This window comes from Bacillus solimangrovi (assembly GCF_001742425.1).
Taxonomy (GTDB): domain Bacteria; phylum Bacillota; class Bacilli; order Bacillales; family Bacillaceae_N; genus Bacillus_AV; species Bacillus_AV solimangrovi.
The window spans coordinates 64,697-85,194 of sequence record NZ_MJEH01000007.1 but is presented as its reverse complement, the minus strand read 5'-3'; the positions used below and the strand labels follow the sequence as shown (position 1 = coordinate 85,194).

Genomic DNA, 20,498 nt, shown 5'->3' with positions numbered 1-20,498 from the left:
AACATGGTGCAATTGCAACATCTGGCTCAGCTAAGTTACTTAAGAGTGAGATCTCTCCTAAGCCACTCATGCCCATTTCCAAAATAAGCACCTCTGTATCTTCAGGCATAGATAATACGGTAAGCGGTAAGCCAATGTGATTATTAAAGTTACCCGCAGTCTTATGTGTTTTGTACTTTTTCTTCATAACACTATCAACAAAATCTTTCGTTGTTGTCTTTCCGTTGCTACCTGTAATGGCGATCACGTTCGGTTGAATAAGTTGTAAATATTGCTTTGCAATAGTTTGTAAACCTTCTATCGTATTATCAACCATAAAAAGTGGAAAATCATTCGGAACAAATGAAGGCACCTCTTTTTGCTTATCCCAGATCGCTGCAATTGCACCATGTTCAATTGCATCCATTAAGAATTCGTGACCGTCGAAACGATCACCAATTATAGGAACAAACAGACCTTTATTCACTGTTTGTCGACTATCAATGTACACTTCATGAATACAAATCCCTTCATCAATAGCACCCCGGAACTGCTCTAACACATCGCTAATTTGCTTAAGTGAAACATTCATTCATACCGCTCCCTTATCGCTTCTTTCGCCACAAGTCGATCATCAAAATCAAATGTATCCTTACCAATGATTTGATATGTTTCATGACCTTTACCAGCGATCAATATAACATCTCCTTCACTTGCTTCGGAAATAGCATATTGGATAGCTTCTCTTCGATCTACGATAACTTTGTAGTTATTACTAGTAACACCTTGTTCCATATCCAATAAAATTTGCTTAGGGTCTTCACTTCGAGGATTATCAGAAGTGAAGATCGCTAAATTTGAATGATTCACAGCAATTTGTGCCATTAAAGGTCGTTTCGTACGATCACGATCACCTCCGCAACCACAAACGCAGAAAATTCGTCCCTTCGAAATATCTTTTATTGCTTGTAATGCATTCTCTAAACTATCAGGTGTGTGTGAATAATCAACAATAACTGAAAAAGGTTGACCAACATCAACAAGTTCAAAACGACCTGGTACACCTGACATTAATTCGATCGCTTCTTTAATAACTTTCAAAGGAATATGACTTGCAATCGCTGCACTTGCTGCAGCAAGCACGTTGTATACATTAAAGCGTCCGACAAACTTCATGTTCACTTTAATCGTACCAATAGGTGTTACTAATACAAATGATGTGCCGCTGCTTGTCATGTGTATGTCTACTGCTGTGATGTCACTCTCATTATCAATACCATACGTTAATACATGTGCCGCAGTATTACGTGCATATTTTGCTGATGCTTCATCATCTGCATTTAATACTGCAAATTTTGGGTTGTCAATTGAGTACGTATTTCCTAACTGAGAAAAAAGTAGTCCTTTCGCATTTCGGTACTCATCTACAGTTTTATGATAATCTAGGTGGTCCTGTGTTAAATTTGTAAAAACCGCAATATCAAAGTCACATCCATGCACACGCCCCATTTCTAATGCATGTGATGACACCTCCATTATTGCCGTTTGCACACCACTCTCTTTCATCTGATGAAAGCTTTGTTGTAATACAACAGATTCAGGTGTTGTATTTGCTACTGGAAAGGTCTGCTCACCGATCTTAATATGAATCGTACCGATTAATCCTGTTTTTTCTTCATAGTGTTGGAAGATTTTCTCCATCATATGTGTCGTTGTCGTTTTACCATTTGTGCCCGTAACACCAATTAATCGCATATGTTTCGTTGGCTGACCGTAATAATAATTACTGAGTATCGCTAACGCCCTATGACTATCACTTACAATAATCGTTGGAACTTTAACGTCAAGTTCTTTTTCTGCTACAATCGCAACTGCTCCTGCTTGAACAGCTCGTTCTGCGAAATCATGCCCATCAACTGTATATCCTTTAAGACAAACAAATAAGTGTCCATCCTTTACTTTTCTTGAATCCATTTCAATACCTGAAATCATTGGATTTCCTTCGATATGTACATGATAAAATTGAAGTGCCTTCAAGACGGTCTGTAAATCCATTCGTCTCAATCCTTTCTACCAATCGGTCATTAAGTGAAACCTTATACATTTGTGGACATCTTTCATTTCTATTTTAGTTGAAAAGATATCCATGGTTTATTGTAAGAATATTAACTTTGTCGACACAACCTAAACAACTCTACACTTATGTATAATTTATCCATTCTATTATATAAAACCAGTAAACCCGTCACAAATTATTAATAATTTACGAAAAAAAGCGGCAGCATGGTTTCTCACAAAGCCGCCGTTTTTATATGCTAAACCATACTTATTATATCAGAGCTAAGCTGTTTTGTCGGTAAGTTATTTTTCACCAAAATACAATCGAATCGTAGAACCTGCTTCAAGCTTCACACCAGCCTTAGGAGCTTGGTCAATAATTATATCCCCTTTTCCACTACCTTGTACTTTTAGGTTTAACAAATAACTTTGTGCTTCTTCCCTTGTCAAGCTTACAAAATTCGGCACTTCCACTAATTCAGCGTCATTCCATGCTCGTTCTTTTTCTATTTGACCGTTTCGAGGTGGAATCTTCAACGCTCGTAAAGAGTCTTCCATTATTTGTCCTACAATAGGTGCTGCAACTGTACCACCAAATTGTACAGTTCCTTTTGGATTATCAACCGCTATATAAACAATCAATTGTGGATCATCCGCTGGAGCAACACCGATAAATGATACGATAAAATTATTTTTCAAATAACGACCATCTTCTACCTTTTGAGCTGTACCTGTTTTGCCACCGACACGATATCCTTCTACAAATGCATTTTTTCCTGTTCCTAATGCGACTACACTTTCTAATGCATGACGAATTTCCTTTGAAGTTTCCTCAGATATAACTCTTCTTTTTAGAACAGGTTCTTTTCTTTCAACTACTTTTCCTGTTATCGGATCGACCCATTCTTTCGCTATGTACGGTTGATACAAATACCCTCCATTAACCGCTGCTGAAACCGCAGCAACTTGTTGAATAGGTGTGACAGATATCCCTTGACCAAATGCTGTCGTCGCTAACTCAACCGGTCCAACTCGATCCATTTCAAACAATATCCCTCTACCTTCACCTTGAATATCGACACCTGTTTTTTGTCCGAAACCAAAATCTTTCACATACTTAAATAATTTATCTTTACCTAACTTTTCTCCTAATGCAACGAAACCAGGGTTACAGGAGTTTTGAACAACTTCTAAGTATGTTTGTGAACCATGTCCACCGCGTTTCCAACATTTCAATGTTGCTCCAGCCACTTTAATAAAACCTGGATCATGAAAATGGTCTTCCTCTAAATTGACAACCTTCTCTTCTAGCGCTGCCGCTAATGTGATGATTTTAAAAGTTGAACCAGGTTCATACGTACTCCAGATTGGTAAATTACGATTGTAAATTTCGGATGGAACGTCTTGATACTCATTCGGATGGAAATCAGGCCTGCTAGACATTGCTAAAATCTCACCACTTTTTGGATTCATTGCTATTGCAATTATTCCGTCAGGATTATACATAGCTTCTGCATTATCTAATTCTCGTTCTACAATCGTTTGAACGCGTGTATCAACAGTTAATCTTAAATCAAGTCCATCAGTGGGCGGAATATATTGATCAGCTGCATCTGGCATGCGTCTTCCTTTTCCATCAGAAGTAAACGAGACATGCCCTTTTTCACCTTTTAATCGTTCTTCATAAAACAATTCAAGTCCTGTTAACCCTTGATTATCGATCCCTGTAAAACCTAACACATGAGATAAATATTCACCATTAGGATAATAACGCTTTGAATCTTCGGCAATATATACGCCTGGTAGATTTAATGCTCGAATTTCATTTGCCTTTTCATTTGAAATTTTCCGTCCCTCTGGGTGAATACGCTCATTAGAAACACTTTTCGTAACATGCTCATACGCCTTCTTCTCATCCATGCCCAAAATTTCCGCTAAGCTCTTCGCCACTTGAGCAGGGTCTTGAATTTGGCGTGGAACAACAATGACACTTGGCGCACTAACATTTATCGCTAATGGCTCATCATTCCGATCGAGAATCCTGCCTCGTTCTGGTTCAAAAACAATATTTCGACTCCATAGATCTTCTGCCCTCTCGCTCAGCCACTTCCCCTTAATTAATTGAACGTAACCAAGCCTAACATCTACAACAAAAAAAACGAGTAAACCAATTACAAGAATAGAGATCAATCTTTTTCTTACAGTTACATTCGATACTCGCAAAGGACGAAGCCCCCTTTTTTCCATTCTAACTAACGTTAAGAACCTCGAGTCAGAACATTCACCAATGACTTATACATGAGTATGCAATATGTACAACGACCATCAGTGCTTTTGAAGCAAACCACTCTCTTGTTGAAGATAACATATCGGCTCTCGCTTCATCCTATGCTTGTACGTTCAAGATTATTAAGAAAACACTAGAAAACTTACCAATCAATCAGTTTCGTTTTCAAGGACTTAAAATTAAATCTTATAAAGCTATTACGCCCCTTCAGGTACATCAACTGGAAGATCTTCCTCTATTTCTTGTTCTTCTTCGATTGGTGTATTCGGCTTTTCGAATTCAACGACTAAGAAATCACCCTTACTCACTTTTGCTCCAGATTGTATGTTTTGTTTCGTTACATAACCACTACCAATCAAATTAGGCTTCAAATGTAATAGATCTGCCACTTTCAGCACATCTCTCATTGCCCATCCGGTTAAGTCAGGCATTTTCGTATTACCATCAGTTCTAATGATCACACGTTCTGACTTGATCATTTGAGATCCTGCAAAAGGTAGTTGTTGCTCTATCTTCTTGCCATCACCGAGTATAATAGGTTGGATTCCATTACCTTCTAACATGCTTATTGCATGTTTAACAGATTCCCCCTCAAGCTCAGGTACTTCAATTCCCAATGCCTGCAGATCATTTCCTGATGTTTGTTCTTCCACTTCTTCTGTTGGTGTAATGTTTAAATAATGAAGGCTATTTTCCATAACCGTATTAAAAATATGTGAAACCGGTTCAGTTGCATACTCATATGGTTCAAGCTCAGGCTGCTTTACACTCACATACATGATAAGTCGTGGATCATCAACTGGTGCTAGGCCTAAAAACGAATAAAAGTAATTTCCATGTCCATATAAATAGCCACCACCTTCTGGATTAGGAATCTGTGCCGTACCTGTTTTCCCAGCTACTGAATAATCTTCTATTTTATAAGGTTTACCTGTACCGTTTGGAGAAGTGACAACTGTTTCTAAAATTCCCTTCACTTCATTCGCAGTGGCAGCTGTAACAGGCTCACCAACCACTTCAGACTTTGATTGCTTGACGTTCTCATTTGTAGTAGGGTCAACGATTTTTTTGACAATATATGGTCGCATCATCTTACCTTCATTTGCAATTGCTGTCATCGCTTGAATTTGTTGGATTGGTGTTATCGTTGTACCTTGACCGAAAGACGTTGTAATTTTTTCTATCGGATAGTTCCACAAAATCTTCCCTTCAACTTCATTCGGTAAGTCGATACCCGTTTTTCGATCAAACCCAAAGCGCACAAGGTAGTCATAGAATTTCTCTGTACCAAGTTTTTCATTTACTATCTTTGCAACAGCAACGTTTGAAGACCGCTGAATACCTTCTAAATAAGTAATTTGCCCCCAACCTTGTCCACCATTATGGTCCTTAATAGGTTTATATCGTTCTGATAGACGAAAAGTACCTGATTGATAAAATTCATTTGCAGGAAATTTCCCTTCATTTATTGCTGCTGCTAAAGTAAATACTTTCATAGTAGAACCTGGTTCATAACGATATGCGACTGCTTCATTTCGATAGTTTGTGATATTACGAACATTTGGATCAAAGCTCGGTCTTGTGCTCATCCCAAGTATCTCACCTGTCTTCGGATCGGCAACGATCGCTATGATTTGTTCTGGTTTATATTGTTCTTCTACCTCAGATACTGCCGCTTCTAGAAAGGTTTGAATTTTCTGATCGATCGTTAAGTACACATCGTTCCCATCTTGTGGTAGCTGGATAAACTCTTTCGGGTCAGGAAGTTTAAACCCTTTTCGATCACTTTGAAACTTCATTTTCCCATCAGAGCCTGTCATTAACTCATCATATTGAAGTTCAATACCCATCTCGCCCATGATATCACCTTCCTCATTCGGAAGCGCGTAACCGATAACATGAGAAGCGAATGTACCATTTGGATAATGACGATTCATTTCCGAAGTAAAATAGATGCCTGGGATATTTAAGCTTTCGATTTTTTCCTTCAATTCAAGTGGAATATTACGTCCGTTTGAGCCAAATTCGACTTGAAAAATACCATCCTTATGAGATTCTTTTGAAAGTATCCGCTCTAATTCGGAAACGTCCATATCTAATAATGGAGCTAGTTTAACTGCCGCTGCACGTGGTTCCACTATATGTAATGGCACTTTAGAATTTTTCGAGTAGTCTTCTTTAAGAATTGCATAGATCGAATACTTTGGAATATCTTCTGCTATAACGACTCCATTGCGATCTAATATTTTCCCTCGGTTACCTTGTAATGCTTGTTGTTTCGTCCACTTTTCTTCCGCAATTTTCTCTAGATCTTGACCTTGCACTTCTTTTCCAATTTGAATATATAGAAATCTGCCGAGCACAACAAAAAAGAGCAGGACAAATGAAATTGTTAATAGCCATGCTCCTCTGTTAATATTTTTACTTTTAATTTGTTTTGACATACACATTCACACTCGCTCTATTAAAATACTTAATCATAAAGACAGACGATAGGAGAGTCATTAATTAAAGTTTCGTCTATGTTGCACAATTCGAAGACAACAATGTAAGTTAATTTATGTATTTATCCGAGGGAGATCAAACATTTTTTATGGAATCAATTCCACATTATTTTTTTGAATAGTTAAACCATTCTTAGCAGCTTCACCTAAAATACGATCTGGTTTACTTAGATCGCTTACCTTTTCCTGTAATGAATGATTACCTTTCTTCAAGGTTTCTATATTCCTTTCTATTTGTTGAATATCTGATTGGTATTGGTAAATTAACGCTTGATTTGAAACAACAAAAATACACATACAAGCGAATACAGCAGAAAAAAGAAAATACAATATCTTTTCCCCTGGTGTTACGTTGTATTTTAACTTTGATTTACGCTTTTGTTGCGTTTGCGTGTTCGTTTGCCAATCTTGTTGTCTTTGGATTTGACGTGCCGTCTGATTCAACTCCCCCGCCTCCTTTAATTAGTTTCAGGTATCTTCTCTTTGTTTTTCAGCAACCCTTAACTTTGCAGAACGTGCCCGATTATTTCTTTCTAACTCTTCTTCTGATGGAGCAATTGGTTTTCTCGTTATTAACTTCAAAGAGGGTTCAAACTCTTTCGGAATAACTGGTAATCCTTGCGGTAAATTTGGCAGAGAACTTTTCTCCTTAAATACTTGCTTACAAATACGATCTTCTAAGGAGTGGAAGGTAATGACACTAACACGTCCTCCTATTGAAGATAGATCGATTGCCTGCTCAATCGCTTCTTCAAAAACTTTTAATTCATCATTTACTGCAATCCGAATTGCTTGAAAAATACGTTTTGCAGGATGCCCCCCTTTTCTTCTAGCAGGGGCTGGAATCGCTTCTTTAATAATCTCAACTAGCTCAAATGTTGTTTCAATTGGTTTATCTTCGCGTTTTGTTTCTATCTTACGAGCAATTTGTTTTGAAAATTTCTCTTCCCCATATTTAAAGAAGATACGAACTAAATCATTATACGACCATTCATTGACAACTTCTCTTGCAGTAAGTGCAGCTTGTTGGTTCATCCTCATATCGAGTGGAGCATCTTGGTGATAGCTAAAACCTCGTTCCGCTTCATCTAATTGTGGAGATGATACTCCTAAATCAAATAATACACCATCTACTTTCTTGACTCCTAGTTCAGCGAGTTTCTCCTGTAAATAGCGGAAATTACTTTTGATAAATGTTACTCTGCTTTCATATTGCTTCAATTTTTCTTTAGCATGATCTAATGCAATTTGATCTTGATCGAAGGCATATAAATGACCCTCATTCGATAACTTCGATAGGATTAATTCACTATGCCCTGCTCCACCTAACGTACAATCGACATAGATACCATCTGGTTTAATATTTAATCCGTCTACTGCTTCTTCTCTTAATACTGTTACATGCTCAAACATTATTTACACCTGCTTTACCTAGTTGCGTTTTCTTAAATATGAGAAAACGTGGTTTCTATATGTATGGTTAGTTAAATATCGAAATCAATTAGATTCTCTGCAATGTCTCCAAACGATCCTTCAGATTGCTCCATATATGTATGCCAACGGTCTTTGCTCCATATTTCAAACCTACCTGAAACACCTATGACCATACATTCTTTTTCAAGAGTCGCATATTCCCGAAGTGGTGCTGGAATATTAATTCTTCCTTGCTTATCAATTTCCACTTCTGCAGCACCTGAAAAAAAGAATCTTGTGAACATTCGAGCATCTTTTTTTGTAAGTGGAAGACTTTTTAACTTCTGTTCAAGTACTTTCCATTCTTCAATAGGATAACCAAACAGACACTGATCCAATCCACGCGTGACAATAAATGCTCCTTCGAGTTGGTCACGAAACTTGACAGGAATCGTTAAACGCCCTTTTTGATCAATGTTGTGATGGAATTCTCCTATAAACATGGCTAGTCTTCCCCCACTTTCTTCTTTAAACCTACCACACATCCCCACTTTCCACCACTTACTATTGTACTATTCTTGTTACAAACAAAAAAAACCTGCTCATATAGCAGGTTTTCCTTCGACAATAACTGGTGATTCAATTCTACAAAAAGACTAGGTTATGTCGATTATTAAATGAGTATGAAAGCTCATTTAGTTCTGAAACAAAATGCATCCCGTAACCATTTAAGAAATAAAGGATATTCCAAATTCGTTCTTGCGGACTTCCAAATGGTTTGAATGACACATCAATCATCTCATATTTTCTTAATAATGGACTTTTCTGTTCACGTAACGAGCGGTCCATCTGTTTATGCAAATACTGTAGCTGAGTTTGAATGAGCGAACCATTTTTGTATGCGAGCTCTGTTAAATTAGGATCGACATCTGCTGCAAGCATACGCAACGATTGATGTAGGTCGTCGATTTGTTTGGACACACCTTTTACTTGCTCATCAATGTCTTTACGTTCCACTTTTTCAAGACGAGCTTCTTTATGATGATTTGCACCGCTTTTCAGCAACTCTTCTACTTCTAATTCAAGCTCTTCAATCCAAGAAGCAATATTTCGCTCTACGATTGTAATATTCAGACGAGGTACAACTGGAGGGACTTTAAAACCAAACTGGTGAAATACAGGTTTCAAAGTTGCCCAATAAGCGATTTCTCCAGGTCCACCAAAGAATGCGAGCACCGGAAAAAGATAGTCTTGCATCAGTGGCCTTGTCACAACATTATTACTTAGTCGCTCAGGATAGTCAGACGCAATCTGCATTAGTTCCGCTTCTGAAAAACGAAGCAAAGCCCCTTTACCTAAGAAATCCCCTGTTTCCAATCTTTCAAGTAGGATTCGTTCACTATTATTATGATAAAAAAGGTGTGTGTTTTGCTCTTGAATAATAATTGGTTCTCCATATCCATCTTCTTTTAATGTTAACTGTTGTGTTAATAACTGATGTTGTAACTTACCATTGTTTTGAATTAACTGTTTAAAGAAAGATGATTCAAGATTGCGTAAATCAGCATCATTAGAATCTAATACGACTAATCCACTATCACCAAATAACGCCAACATTAACCGATTAAAGAACTCTGTATACGTTTGAGAGGTTTCAATGTAGCTTTTTAGCTTATCAACAACATCTGAAGTGTGAATCGTCTCACCAAAGTGACGGATAATATCTTCAACCCAATTTGACATAAGCCGTTTATCATACACACGATCAGCTATCGGTAGCTTCTGATTGTCATCTTCTTGTGAAACATATTTTTTCAGTTCATGTTCATGAGCAGGTGCAAAAATATGATTGATTTCTGCAAAATCATGATCTTCTCCAGCAGTCCAAAAAATAGGTACAACTGGTATCCCAAGCTCTTGTTCCTTTTTTCGTGAAAATTGTATTATCGAAATTGCCTTATGTATCGTATAAAGAGGACCTGTTACGATACCAGCCTGCTGTCCTGCTACAACCGTAACTGCATTCTCGTTTTTAAGTTTTTCAATTTGCTGAAGAGTCTTCTCACTACAACCAATATTACGATTATATGAATATAAATAATCCGCTAGCTGTTCACGTTTAAATGTTCGTTTACTAAGCTCTTCCACCCGCTCAGTAAACGCTTCATGTTGTTGCGGGTTATAATCAAAGTACTTTAACGCTTTATCCTGCTGATTGATATAATCAAGTACAAATGGGTTTGTAGGAGGCAGCGAACATTGCTTTATTTCCATTCAGTGGCCTTCCTTTCTTCTAAATCATCCATCATTTCAATTCCTAAATGAGTATATCAAACTTTACATACCGAACCAAAAACCCTGCTTATAGAGTTTAAAAAAAGCCAAAAAAATGACTTCTTCAACTATCTGTCAACTTATTTGAAAACACAATTATATGTATGAAATAATCTGTTTATTATCACCAAACAAAATTTCTTAATCGTTGACATTTGTACAAATCAAGCCATTATTCGTTCGAAAAGCCCATAAATAAATAAAACGATATATGCGAAGAAAAATAGCAAGAAGTTTAATCGCATCATTACTTTTCTAACTCTCTTAACCTCTAAATCTCCTCGAACCTTAAATTGAACCAACCCAATGAGCATTGCCAACCCAATTAATAATAGCCCAATTATCCAAAGTATTGATACGTCCCAAATAACCGTAATTAAAAAATGAACGGCAAAAATGAAAACAACGGCACCTATTTCAACTGATAAATGAAATGCCTTTTTTTTATTTTGCGTTACCTTCACAGTTATCCAATATATGATAATTAACGCCAACAACGGAGCTGTCATAAACAGTGCAACAACATTTGAAAAGACACTTAACAACTAATAAACCTCCCTTCAAGCCCTTTTAAACTTTTAAATAAAAAAGTAAGAATTGGTACATTCACGTTCTTATCATTTGCAGTATGAATCAAATATCCGAGTATTGCTTCTAATTCTGTTTTACGTCCCATCTGAAAGTCTTTCAGCATCGAGGACGTATTTCCTGCTGTTCGTTCACAAATTGTGAGAATATTTTCCCAAGTGTCTTCCCGTTTTGACAGTTGTAATACGTCATCTACTTCATTAAAAACTTGCTCCATCATTTCGTAAAACTCAGGCTCTTCTATCAAAGCTCCGTTTTGTACCCGATAGAGAGCAGTTAATGAATTAATCACAGCATTTGCAGCTAGTTTATTAGAAAGCATTTCACGCCAATCTTTTCGATGTTCAAACGGAAAATTACTTGTGCCTAACTGTTGCAAACAATCCAAAGAGGAATGATCTCCGCGGTAGATACTAAGTTGAATTTTCCCTATGCCTGTATGCTCTACACTTCGGTCATCTCGTTTAAGTGCACCATGTTCGACGACACCGAGCAAAATTGTAATGTCATCTATTAATTTTGATAATAGCTTTACATGTCCCATTCCATTTTGCAAAAAGAGAATACTTTGTGTTTTTTCTATCTCTCCTAACATCGATATAACACTTTCAAGGTGATATTGTTTGACCGTTAAGATAATTAAACGTTCACTAATTCGTCCCTTCAACGGTTTCGCATTTACCTTTATCGTTTCCTCAGCTTGCCCTTGTATTAATAAAATTCCTAACTCATTTATCGTTTCAGCTTGCTCCTTACGCCTCGTATAGACCGTTACATTTCCTCCTACTTTGGCAATATGTGCTGCTGTTAACAACCCAACTGCTCCAGCACCTATAATGGCTACATCCATTACGTCACCTCTGATTTCTTTAATCTCTCATTCACCATTATGTACATTGGAAAGTTTTGCTTCCATCCTAAACTATTTTATCAGATATATAGATGAAATGGAAAAAGTCTTCATTTCAATATATCGGTATAATTTCCTAACTATATTTATAATATTTATTAAAATGTTATGCTGTTATATAAACAGACATTTTAGTTGTTTAATTCTATTGTTAAATTTTCTGAATTTTCTTTATTTTAAGCACTTATCCTACTCATGAAACACCTTTTCAAAATACTCAAAATAATTATTGAAAACGATTTCCCGATAAGTTCACAATTTTCCGTAGATTTGTTATATAATAAAAATAAAGATTATTAACTAGCGAATCATTTAAGGAGGTTCATAATATGGAATTAATGTCAGTCGAAAAATTATTACTTAACTTTAAAACACTAGAGGAGTTCAAACGTTTTAAACGACACGGAATGCAAGAATTATCAATGATCGAAGACCTACAATCAGATATGGTTGAAAATAAAAGTGATTCTCCTTTTTATGGAATCTATTATGGTGATACACTTATTGCAAGAATGTGCCTTTATACAGTTGAAGCCAAATACGATAACCTCTTTTCCCCACCTCAAAATGGTTTAGAAATTAGTAAGCTCGAAGTATTGAAAGACTATCAACATAAAGGGTATGGAAGAATGTTAGTTGAATTCGCTAAAAGCTTTCAAATGCCAATTCGTACACTTCCTCGTATAAACTCAACAGACTTCTGGAATAGCATGGGTTTTGAATCCACAGTGAATAACGAAGTTGAATATTTCACATGGGCACCTAATAACGTAACGAATCAGTCAATAACGATTCAATAAAATGAATCATATGTGTGTGATCACTCTTTCATTCATCACACATTCAATTTTTTATAAAGAGGTGCTGATACACTCTTTTAAAATATGTAATAAAGGAAGCCGCTGCATTGATCATGCAACGGCTTCCTTTATTTTTTTACCCTCTCTAAATTCCCGTTTTCATCCATTTGAAAGCGAACTTGATTCTTTTCTTCCTCTTGAAAGACTGTCATCTTTCTAGCCCTCTCCATAATCGATAACATCACTTGATAGTCTTGTTCAATGCGTTCAAATTTTTCTTTCAATTGGTCTCTTTCCCATTCCACCTCTTGTAACCTTTTCGTCAATTCGTTTTCTTTTCGTTCTCTACTACCCTCATCACTCTCTAATCTTTGTTGAAGCGATTGCAAAGAAATAATAATCTTTGACAGATCAAACGTTTGAGTACCACTGTTATTAACAACTTTTTGCTTTAAGTGATTAGCTTCTTTCTTTCTCGCAGACTTCCTCTGCTCCTTAGCAAGTGTAATAGCAGATTCAAACTGTTTGCGCACAGTTGAGTTCCATCGAAACCCACATGCGGCAGCGGTTCTACTAAGGCGTGTTCCTACTTCTTCAAATGCTGCTAATTGTGTACCGCCTTCTCTAATGTGACGCAACACAACCTCCGCAAGCAAAATATCTTCGTCTTCTGACCATGCATCTTGTCTAGCTACATTCACATCCATCTCCCCTATCTTTTTTCATATGTTTATGATGAAAAAAGATAAGATAGAATAGAAAATAGTCTACTTCTTCAAAAATGCTTGTACTGCTTTATGATGTGCTTCCGATTCCCAAAGCAAACTACAACGTTCTATTTCTAAAAACATGTTTTTTCTTAGTTTTCCAACGTCCACCCTTTGAAGCATCATTTCTTTATATGCACGTAAGACTGCAACATCTTGTGCTACAAGTTTATCTATCCAACTACTACTATCATCAAAGAAAGACACTTTCGGAAAAACTTCTTGAAACAATTGCAAACACTTACCATCAGACGCTGAGTACCTCTCTGCTGTCATTAAAAGCTTCATAGCATCTTGCTTTTTAAGACGCTCAAACAGCATCGTACCCCCACCCCAACCAGTAGTAATCGCGAGTTTGCCTTGAACAAAACCAAAAGTAATATTTTCTTTCGCTAAACGAAAATCACAAGCTGTTAAGATCTCACATCCCCCACCTAGTGCAGTTCCATTAACGAGGGCGACTGTTGGCTTCGGTAATATAAATAGTTTATGTAAAACATCACCCATCTTCGAAAGCATTCCAAAAGCATCTTCTTTCGAAAATAGCTCATGAAACACAGATAGGTCTCCTCCTGAGCAAAACGCTTTGCCTCCTGCTCCTGTTATAGACATTAGCTTAACACGCTCATCTCGCTCTGCCTGTTCTAGAGCATCCTGAAAAGCAAGTATTACATCATAATCAACGGCATTCCACTTTTCCTCACGATTGATTGTGAGTACGAGCACACCCCTATCATCTAGCTCAATCATTACTTTCTCCACAACAAACTCCCCCTTTATCTACTTATCTTCATTATACAAGAATCACATTAACGTGAATGAGATAGTTATTCATGCTGCGAACACACTTAAGAGACAATTTATCATACAAAAATAGAAAAAGCTGGCTCTACATCGTTATAAACGATGTAGAGCCAGCTTTATTGTAACAATTAGTTATTTACAACTTCCTTGCCTTTATAAGTACCACACTCTTTACATACGCGGTGCGCAAGTTTCATTTCGCCACAATTTGGGCAAGCTACCATACCTGGTACTGAAAGCTTTTTATGAGTACGGCGTTGATTTTTTACTTTTTTAGATGTTCTTCTAAAAGGTACTGCCATCATTTCCACCTCCTTAACACAAATCCATCAAAAAGCGCGAAGAACCTGCACAAGAGGTGCTTCTTCACTCATTTTTGTTAAAAAACTGTTGTAGTTTTTCTAAACGAGGGTCAATGCGTTCTTCCTTCTGTTCCTCTGTAATAACTTCCCAACCCTTACCTGACATAGGTGCTTTCCCTTCAGAGTTAGGATTATCACTGAATACTTGCATTGGAATCTCTAGTAGAATATTTTCTCTAATAATCGGCGTTAAGTCAAGGACTTCTCCGTCAATTTCGTGAATATCTTCATCTGTATCTTCTGAATAACTTTCACTATTTAACGAGAAAATTTCCCTCGCTTCAATTTCAAATGGGTAGTTCACATCAGCAAGTGAACGAGCGCAAGGCAAAATCAATTCACCTTTTATTTGCATCGTAAAAATGGCTTTGGCTCCAGCGAAGTGTACTTCTCCAGTTACATGAACAGGCGATACTTCACGAACCTCTGCATTAAACTCTTTCAAATCACTCACATCAACGGTTTTGTTAAATGTGAAACCCTCTTTGCGATACTTGTTTAATTCTGATACGTGCCATTTCATCGTTGATCACCTCAAGGCAACAAAGGTAATTATAGCGACAGACAAAGCTTTTGTCAATATTTTTTCTTTACAGCTCGAAGGCTTTAAGTAGCACTATATAAGCATAACGAGCATGCATTCCGTGTCCCTACAATACTACATCGTACAAACAATCGCAAATAAAATATCTACTTCTTTTTTATGAACATTATCTTTCATGTTTTATTAACACAAAATAAACACATTACCAACTTATGCTACAATACACTTATACAAAAAGCCAAATTGGAAGAACAAAACTCATTCAACAAAAACCTCTTGATGATAGGTTTATGATATGTATATTAGTCGAAACTACTTAAAGTGTTACATTCTAAATTAACCGAGGATGATGGAACCAAGATATATGTAAAACTATACGTTGTCTCACTAATTCATGAAGATGAGTGAAATTGTCATCACATTCATTCAATAAAACAAATAATAGACTTGTGTTTTGATTATTCATATTGGCGGATTTTTTAATGGAGGTACGAATGAAAGCTTGTGGACTTGTCGTAGAATATAACCCTTTTCATAATGGGCATGCCTTTCACCTTGAACAGGCAAAAAAAACTAGTAATGCAGATATTATTATTGCGGTAATGAGCGGAAACTTTCTTCAGCGTGGAGAACCAGCCATTGTTTCAAAATGGGCTCGTGCTAAAATGGCTCTAGCAGCAGGCGTTGACCTTGTCATTGAACTTCCATATTCATTTGCCGTTCAAAAGGCTGACCGTTTTGCTTATGGCGCCGTCGCACTATTGGATGCATTAAATGCTGACTATTTCTGTTTTGGTAGCGAACATGGTGAGATAGAACCTTTCATTGAAACGAGCCGCTTTTTACTTGAAAACGAACAAACAATCTCACAACGAATGAAGGCAGCTCTTCGCTCAGGTGTAAGTTTTCCTTCAGCAGCCTCAGCAGCCATCGAACAAGTAATAGATCAACCACTTCCTCTTGATACTCATGCACCTAATAACATACTTGGTCTTTCATATGTGAAAGCAGCTCTTGAATTAGGTTCTTCCATCAAGCCACTTACAATTAAACGAACTGGTGCGCATTACCATGATCAAGATGTTACTGGACATATTGCTAGCGCAACGAGCATTCGAAGGATAATCTTCGAGGAAGGTAAATCTATTTCTACATTATCTCATGTTTTACCAAACTCATCTATTACTGAGCTTGTAGAATATAATAAGCAAAATAAACAACTCCATAGTTGGGAACATTACTTTTCACTACTCAAATTTCGATTACTAACGATGAGTCACACAGAACTTGCTTCAATTGCAGAAGTTGAAGAGGGACTAGAATATCGATTCAAAAATGCGATTAAAGAAGCGACTTCATTTGAAGAGTTTATAAAACGTGTGAAAACAAAGCGTTATACGTGGACACGCCTTCAACGAGCAGCGATACATATCTTAACAAATACAACAAAGGAACAACTAATAACAAGTGGTCAAAAGCCTGCTTATCTACGTTTACTCGGGATGAGTGAACAAGGACAAACATACTTACGTCATCATAAGAAACATTTTTCACTGCCGCTTGTCTCAAAAATATCTGCTTTTTCTCACCCTCAATTAAGTTTAGATTTGAAAGCGGCTGATACATACCAGTTATGTTTTGATGAACCACTTCGTTCTCAAGCACTTCATAAGGAATATGCTACGATACCAATTCGTGTATAAAGTGAAACTTCCACATACTTTATGTTCATAAGTCATAAACATAACCGCCTTGCTTTTTAATAAGCAAGGCGGTTATGTTATACATTTATTATAAGTTTACTTTGCCTGTAGACTATTTAAATAATCCACAGCGTCTTCAAATGTATCTACTGGAATAATTTTCATATCTGTTTTAATTTGTGCTGCTGCTTCTAATGCAATTTTGTAATTAGAGTCTTCATCACCTTCTTCATTTGGGGCAAAAAAGATTTCTGCTTCAGACTTATCTGCTGCAACAATTTTTTGTTCAATACCACCGATTGGTCCAACTACTCCTTCATAATTCATCGTACCTGTTCCTGCAATTCGATAACCTTTCGTAAGGTCCTCTTCAACTAATTGATTGTATATTTCTAGCGTGAACATTAATCCTGCAGAAGGACCACCAATTTCAGCTGTATCAATTTCTACCTTTGGATTAACAACGACTTCACGATCAGTAACAAGACTAATCCCAACTCCTACCTTTGTTGGTTCACCCGGATATGATGCAAGCTCGATACCAATTTCTTCCATTTGTTCACTTCGTTCGACTTGAAGAGTTACTAACGTGCCGGCAGAAAGTTCTGACACGTATTCGATAAGCTCTTCTGCTGAGTAAATTTCCTCATTATTGATTGCTGAAATGCGATCTCCTGTTAGAAGCTTGCCTTCAGCAGGCATTCCTTTTATTACAGCTTCAACATAAACTCCTTCATCATTAACAGTAACACTTCTACCAGCTTTCTTGTATGCGATATAAGATGCGGATTCTTTTGATGTATCCATCATATGTAGTTGCATTTGTTGATACTCTTCATCAGAAACACCCTCTGGTCTTATCTCATCTTCCGGGTATATCTTATAAAAGTCTCTCACATGTGCAAGTGCATAATTTATAATATTAGCTTTTCCAAATCGTACAGTCGTTAACATGAATGTACCTTCCTCTTCATGCCCACCCTCTACCTGAATAATTGGAGAAAGCTCTTTCGCCATTCCAGGTGTGGAAATATAATAAGGTAATTGAATCATTGTTAGCACAAGAACAAGGATGACTGTAAGGATAATTGGCCTGAATAATGATTTACGATTTCCCATGATGAACTCCTTCCCAAGAAGATATAGCTGACTTTATTAAGGGAATATGTTGTCTTGTTTCCTCTTCCCCAATTTGAATAATTTCTTCTAAATTTGTAAAAGCGCGGGAGCTAAACTGCGTCACATCAGGTACGATCATGACATCTGCATCTAACCCACGACTCTTAACTAATTCATCTTGTAATATATCAATACTTTGCATAATTACATCATAGATCGATGTGATTTCGACATCTGCTTTCACATGAGATACATCAACAGCAATTACAAGATCAGCCCCTAATTCTCTTGCTGTAGTTATCGGGACACGATCAATTACCCCACCATCAACATACAAATTCCCATCAATCTTAACAGGGACAAAAATCCCTGGAATTGAGATGCTCGCACGCACTGCTTCTGGTAAGTTACCTTGTGTAAATACACGTTTTGTTCCCTTTATTAGGTCAGTGGCAATAACACCTAACTTAACGTCTAATTCCTCGATCTGTTTACCTTTTGTAAAGATATGAATCAGATCCTTCACTCGATTTCCTGTTATAAAACCCATTTTTGGTACGGTAAAATCCAAATAATATTTACGTCTGAACGCCGTAGCAAGCTTATATAGACGACTCATATCATGACCAGCCCCATAGAAGGCTCCAATTAATGAACCCATACTGCTTCCAGCAATAATATCAATTGGAATATTCTCATCTTGAAGCGCACGAAGCACACCTAGGTGTGCAAATCCTCTTGCGCCACCAGAACCAAGGGCCAGACCAATTTTTGGTCTCATTACTCCCTCACCTCACATGAAATCAATGGTCTAATTCTCTACCTTTTACGTATATTTGAAAAGAAACAAGCTTATGCCTTTCTAGTCTGAATTGGTTCTCACAAAATGTAACTATAATAACTCTGCACTCATAATTAATTGACATTAAATAACCATTCTACAATTTACCAAAAAAAGGGCCAGATATCAAATGATTCTTATTCATTCTATCATTAGACTGATCGCAAGTATAGAATCTTACCATAAGGAGGTGTCAATTACGTATTCAAAATTCAAAACAGTCGCTTTATCTTTATTATTATTATTATTTGCAGTTTCTTTAATATCATATCCACAAGATGCTTTACAAGCGTCTATTCGTGGATTAAATATGTGGTGGGACGTAGTCTTCCCATCATTACTACCATTTTTCGTCGTTTCTGAACTACTAATCGGTTATGGTGTTGTTCATTTTATCGGGGTTCTATTAGAGCCGATTATGCGTCCTGTCTTTCGTGTCCCTGGTTCAGGTGGTTTCGTATGGGCTATGGGCATGGCCTCTGGTTTTCCATCTGGTGCAAAGTTAACAGCAAGATTATGGCAGGAAAATGAAATAACAACTGTAGAAGCTGAACGACTAGCATCCTTTACAAACTCATCTAACCCTCTTTTCATCTTCGGAGCGGTAGCAGTCGGCTTTTTTCACGATCCAAAGCTAGGTATACTTCTAGCCGTATCACATTATCTTGGTAACATTTGTGTCGGTTTAATCATGCGATTTCATGGAAAGGACCACATAAAGCCAATTACTATTCACCCCAATAAAAAACAATTCATTCTAAAAGAAGCTTTCTTGCGCATGCATAATACCCGCATCAATGAAAGTAGACCACTCGGAAAGATGCTTGGAGATGCAGTAACATCTTCAGTACAAACACTGTTAATGATCGGTGGATTCATCATTTTATTCTCTGTATTTAATAAAGTATTACATGTTGCAGGAATAACCGAAATGATTGCAAACTTCTTTAGTACAGTCTTACTTTTTTTCTCTCTTTCAAATCTCTTAGCTATTCCTTTAATATCTGGATTGTTTGAAATCACATTAGGCAGCCAGATGACTAGTCAAACAGAGACGGTTTCACTATTAGAACAGGCAATTATTACAAGCTTTATTCTTGGTTTCAGCGGTTTTTCTGTACAAGCTCAAGTAGCTAGCATTCTCGCTGAAACAAAAATACGTTTTCGACCATTCTTCCTTGCAAGAATTCTACAAGGGTTCTTCTCAGCACTTATTACTGCGTTACTTTATCAATCCTTGTACGTTCAATTACATACGTTTGAAAAGCATACAAAAGATATTCCTGTCTTTAACACTGAAATAACAACCAATTTCATCATGGACATTTGGTATCTCTTACTTCAATATGGAGCACATTTTACTTTATTTGTTTTATGCTTCTCAATTTATTATTATTTTTCAAAACAGTTACGTTTATAAAATGATACGTCAATTAATAAAAGTCATAGTAGTAATTGACAAGTAATTAAAGAACCATTCAACCT

19 protein-coding genes are annotated in these 20,498 nt (G+C 36.8%); 3 read left to right on the top strand and 16 right to left on the bottom strand.

The window, feature by feature from the left end:
* From BFG57_RS03560 to BFG57_RS03515, 10 genes are all read right to left on the bottom strand, one after another.
* Positions 1-571: Mur ligase family protein (locus tag BFG57_RS03560; protein ID WP_139125048.1), on the bottom strand; the 571-nt coding region annotated here is incomplete at its 3' end.
* Positions 568-2,034, bottom strand: a complete 1,467-nt coding sequence (locus tag BFG57_RS03555) for a UDP-N-acetylmuramoyl-L-alanyl-D-glutamate--2,6-diaminopimelate ligase (protein ID WP_069716091.1) — start codon at positions 2,032-2,034, stop codon at positions 568-570. The genes BFG57_RS03555 and BFG57_RS03560, both read right to left, overlap by 4 nt.
* Positions 2,035-2,340: 306 nt before the next feature.
* Positions 2,341-4,260: a stage V sporulation protein D gene (locus tag BFG57_RS03550; protein WP_069716090.1), complete on the bottom strand. Its 1,920-nt coding sequence runs from the start codon at positions 4,258-4,260 to the stop codon at positions 2,341-2,343.
* Positions 4,261-4,521: 261 nt separating this feature from the next.
* Entirely contained in the window at positions 4,522-6,768 is a 2,247-nt protein-coding gene (locus BFG57_RS03545) for a penicillin-binding protein (protein WP_069716089.1), read from the bottom strand.
* A gap of 147 nt (positions 6,769-6,915) precedes the next feature.
* The gene (gene ftsL / locus BFG57_RS03540; protein WP_069716088.1) at positions 6,916-7,272 is read right to left on the bottom strand and encodes a cell division protein FtsL; all 357 of its coding nucleotides are present in this window, start codon (positions 7,270-7,272) and stop codon (positions 6,916-6,918) included.
* A gap of 24 nt (positions 7,273-7,296) precedes the next feature.
* A complete protein-coding gene (gene rsmH, locus BFG57_RS03535) occupies positions 7,297-8,241 on the bottom strand; it encodes a 16S rRNA (cytosine(1402)-N(4))-methyltransferase RsmH (RefSeq protein ID WP_069716087.1) in 945 nt (314 codons plus the stop codon).
* Positions 8,242-8,312: 71 nt separating this feature from the next.
* Positions 8,313-8,744 carry a division/cell wall cluster transcriptional repressor MraZ gene (mraZ, locus tag BFG57_RS03530; protein WP_069716100.1) on the bottom strand — a complete coding sequence of 144 codons (432 nt, stop codon included), beginning with the start codon at positions 8,742-8,744 and terminating at the stop codon, positions 8,313-8,315.
* A gap of 142 nt (positions 8,745-8,886) precedes the next feature.
* Positions 8,887-10,515: a bacillithiol biosynthesis cysteine-adding enzyme BshC gene (gene bshC, locus BFG57_RS03525; RefSeq protein ID WP_069716086.1), complete on the bottom strand. Its 1,629-nt coding sequence runs from the start codon at positions 10,513-10,515 to the stop codon at positions 8,887-8,889.
* A 224-nt stretch (positions 10,516-10,739) separates the two neighbouring features.
* Entirely contained in the window at positions 10,740-11,120 is a 381-nt protein-coding gene (locus tag BFG57_RS03520) for a DUF3397 domain-containing protein (protein ID WP_069716085.1), read from the bottom strand.
* Positions 11,114-12,013, bottom strand: coding sequence for a 2-dehydropantoate 2-reductase (locus tag BFG57_RS03515; RefSeq protein ID WP_069716084.1), 900 nt, complete (start codon positions 12,011-12,013; stop codon positions 11,114-11,116). Before BFG57_RS03515 ends, BFG57_RS03520 begins: the two co-directional genes overlap by 7 nt.
* 389 nt (positions 12,014-12,402) lie before the next feature.
* On the opposite strand from BFG57_RS03515, the gene BFG57_RS03510 reads away from it, so the two are divergent.
* Positions 12,403-12,873, top strand: coding sequence for an N-acetyltransferase (locus tag BFG57_RS03510; RefSeq protein ID WP_083249046.1), 471 nt, complete (start codon positions 12,403-12,405; stop codon positions 12,871-12,873).
* A gap of 128 nt (positions 12,874-13,001) precedes the next feature.
* Here BFG57_RS03510 and BFG57_RS03505 read toward each other — a convergent pair whose 3' ends face one another.
* From BFG57_RS03505 to BFG57_RS03490, 4 genes are all read right to left on the bottom strand, one after another.
* Positions 13,002-13,574 carry an RsfA family transcriptional regulator gene (locus BFG57_RS03505; RefSeq protein ID WP_069716083.1) on the bottom strand — a complete coding sequence of 191 codons (573 nt, stop codon included), beginning with the start codon at positions 13,572-13,574 and terminating at the stop codon, positions 13,002-13,004.
* Positions 13,575-13,640: 66 nt separating this feature from the next.
* On the bottom strand, positions 13,641-14,402 hold the full coding sequence (locus BFG57_RS03500; protein WP_083249044.1) for an enoyl-CoA hydratase/isomerase family protein: 762 nt from the start codon (positions 14,400-14,402) through the stop codon (positions 13,641-13,643).
* A 170-nt stretch (positions 14,403-14,572) separates the two neighbouring features.
* Positions 14,573-14,746 carry a 50S ribosomal protein L32 gene (rpmF, locus tag BFG57_RS03495; RefSeq protein ID WP_069716082.1) on the bottom strand — a complete coding sequence of 58 codons (174 nt, stop codon included), beginning with the start codon at positions 14,744-14,746 and terminating at the stop codon, positions 14,573-14,575.
* A gap of 64 nt (positions 14,747-14,810) precedes the next feature.
* Positions 14,811-15,329 carry a YceD family protein gene (locus tag BFG57_RS03490; RefSeq protein WP_069716081.1) on the bottom strand — a complete coding sequence of 173 codons (519 nt, stop codon included), beginning with the start codon at positions 15,327-15,329 and terminating at the stop codon, positions 14,811-14,813.
* Positions 15,330-15,844: 515 nt separating this feature from the next.
* On the opposite strand from BFG57_RS03490, the gene BFG57_RS03485 reads away from it, so the two are divergent.
* Positions 15,845-17,053 carry a nucleotidyltransferase gene (locus BFG57_RS03485; RefSeq protein ID WP_069716080.1) on the top strand — a complete coding sequence of 403 codons (1,209 nt, stop codon included), beginning with the start codon at positions 15,845-15,847 and terminating at the stop codon, positions 17,051-17,053.
* 96 nt (positions 17,054-17,149) lie between these two features.
* Here BFG57_RS03485 and BFG57_RS03480 read toward each other — a convergent pair whose 3' ends face one another.
* On the bottom strand, positions 17,150-18,172 hold the full coding sequence (locus BFG57_RS03480) for a SepM family pheromone-processing serine protease (RefSeq protein WP_069716079.1): 1,023 nt from the start codon (positions 18,170-18,172) through the stop codon (positions 17,150-17,152).
* The gene (locus BFG57_RS03475; RefSeq protein WP_069716078.1) at positions 18,159-18,953 is read right to left on the bottom strand and encodes a patatin-like phospholipase family protein; all 795 of its coding nucleotides are present in this window, start codon (positions 18,951-18,953) and stop codon (positions 18,159-18,161) included. The genes BFG57_RS03480 and BFG57_RS03475 overlap by 14 nt, the downstream gene beginning before the upstream one ends.
* A gap of 256 nt (positions 18,954-19,209) precedes the next feature.
* Between BFG57_RS03475 and ylbJ the strand changes: the two genes are divergently transcribed.
* Entirely contained in the window at positions 19,210-20,433 is a 1,224-nt protein-coding gene (ylbJ, locus tag BFG57_RS03470; RefSeq protein WP_069716097.1) for a sporulation integral membrane protein YlbJ, read from the top strand.
* The last annotated feature ends 65 nt before the right edge of the window (positions 20,434-20,498 follow it).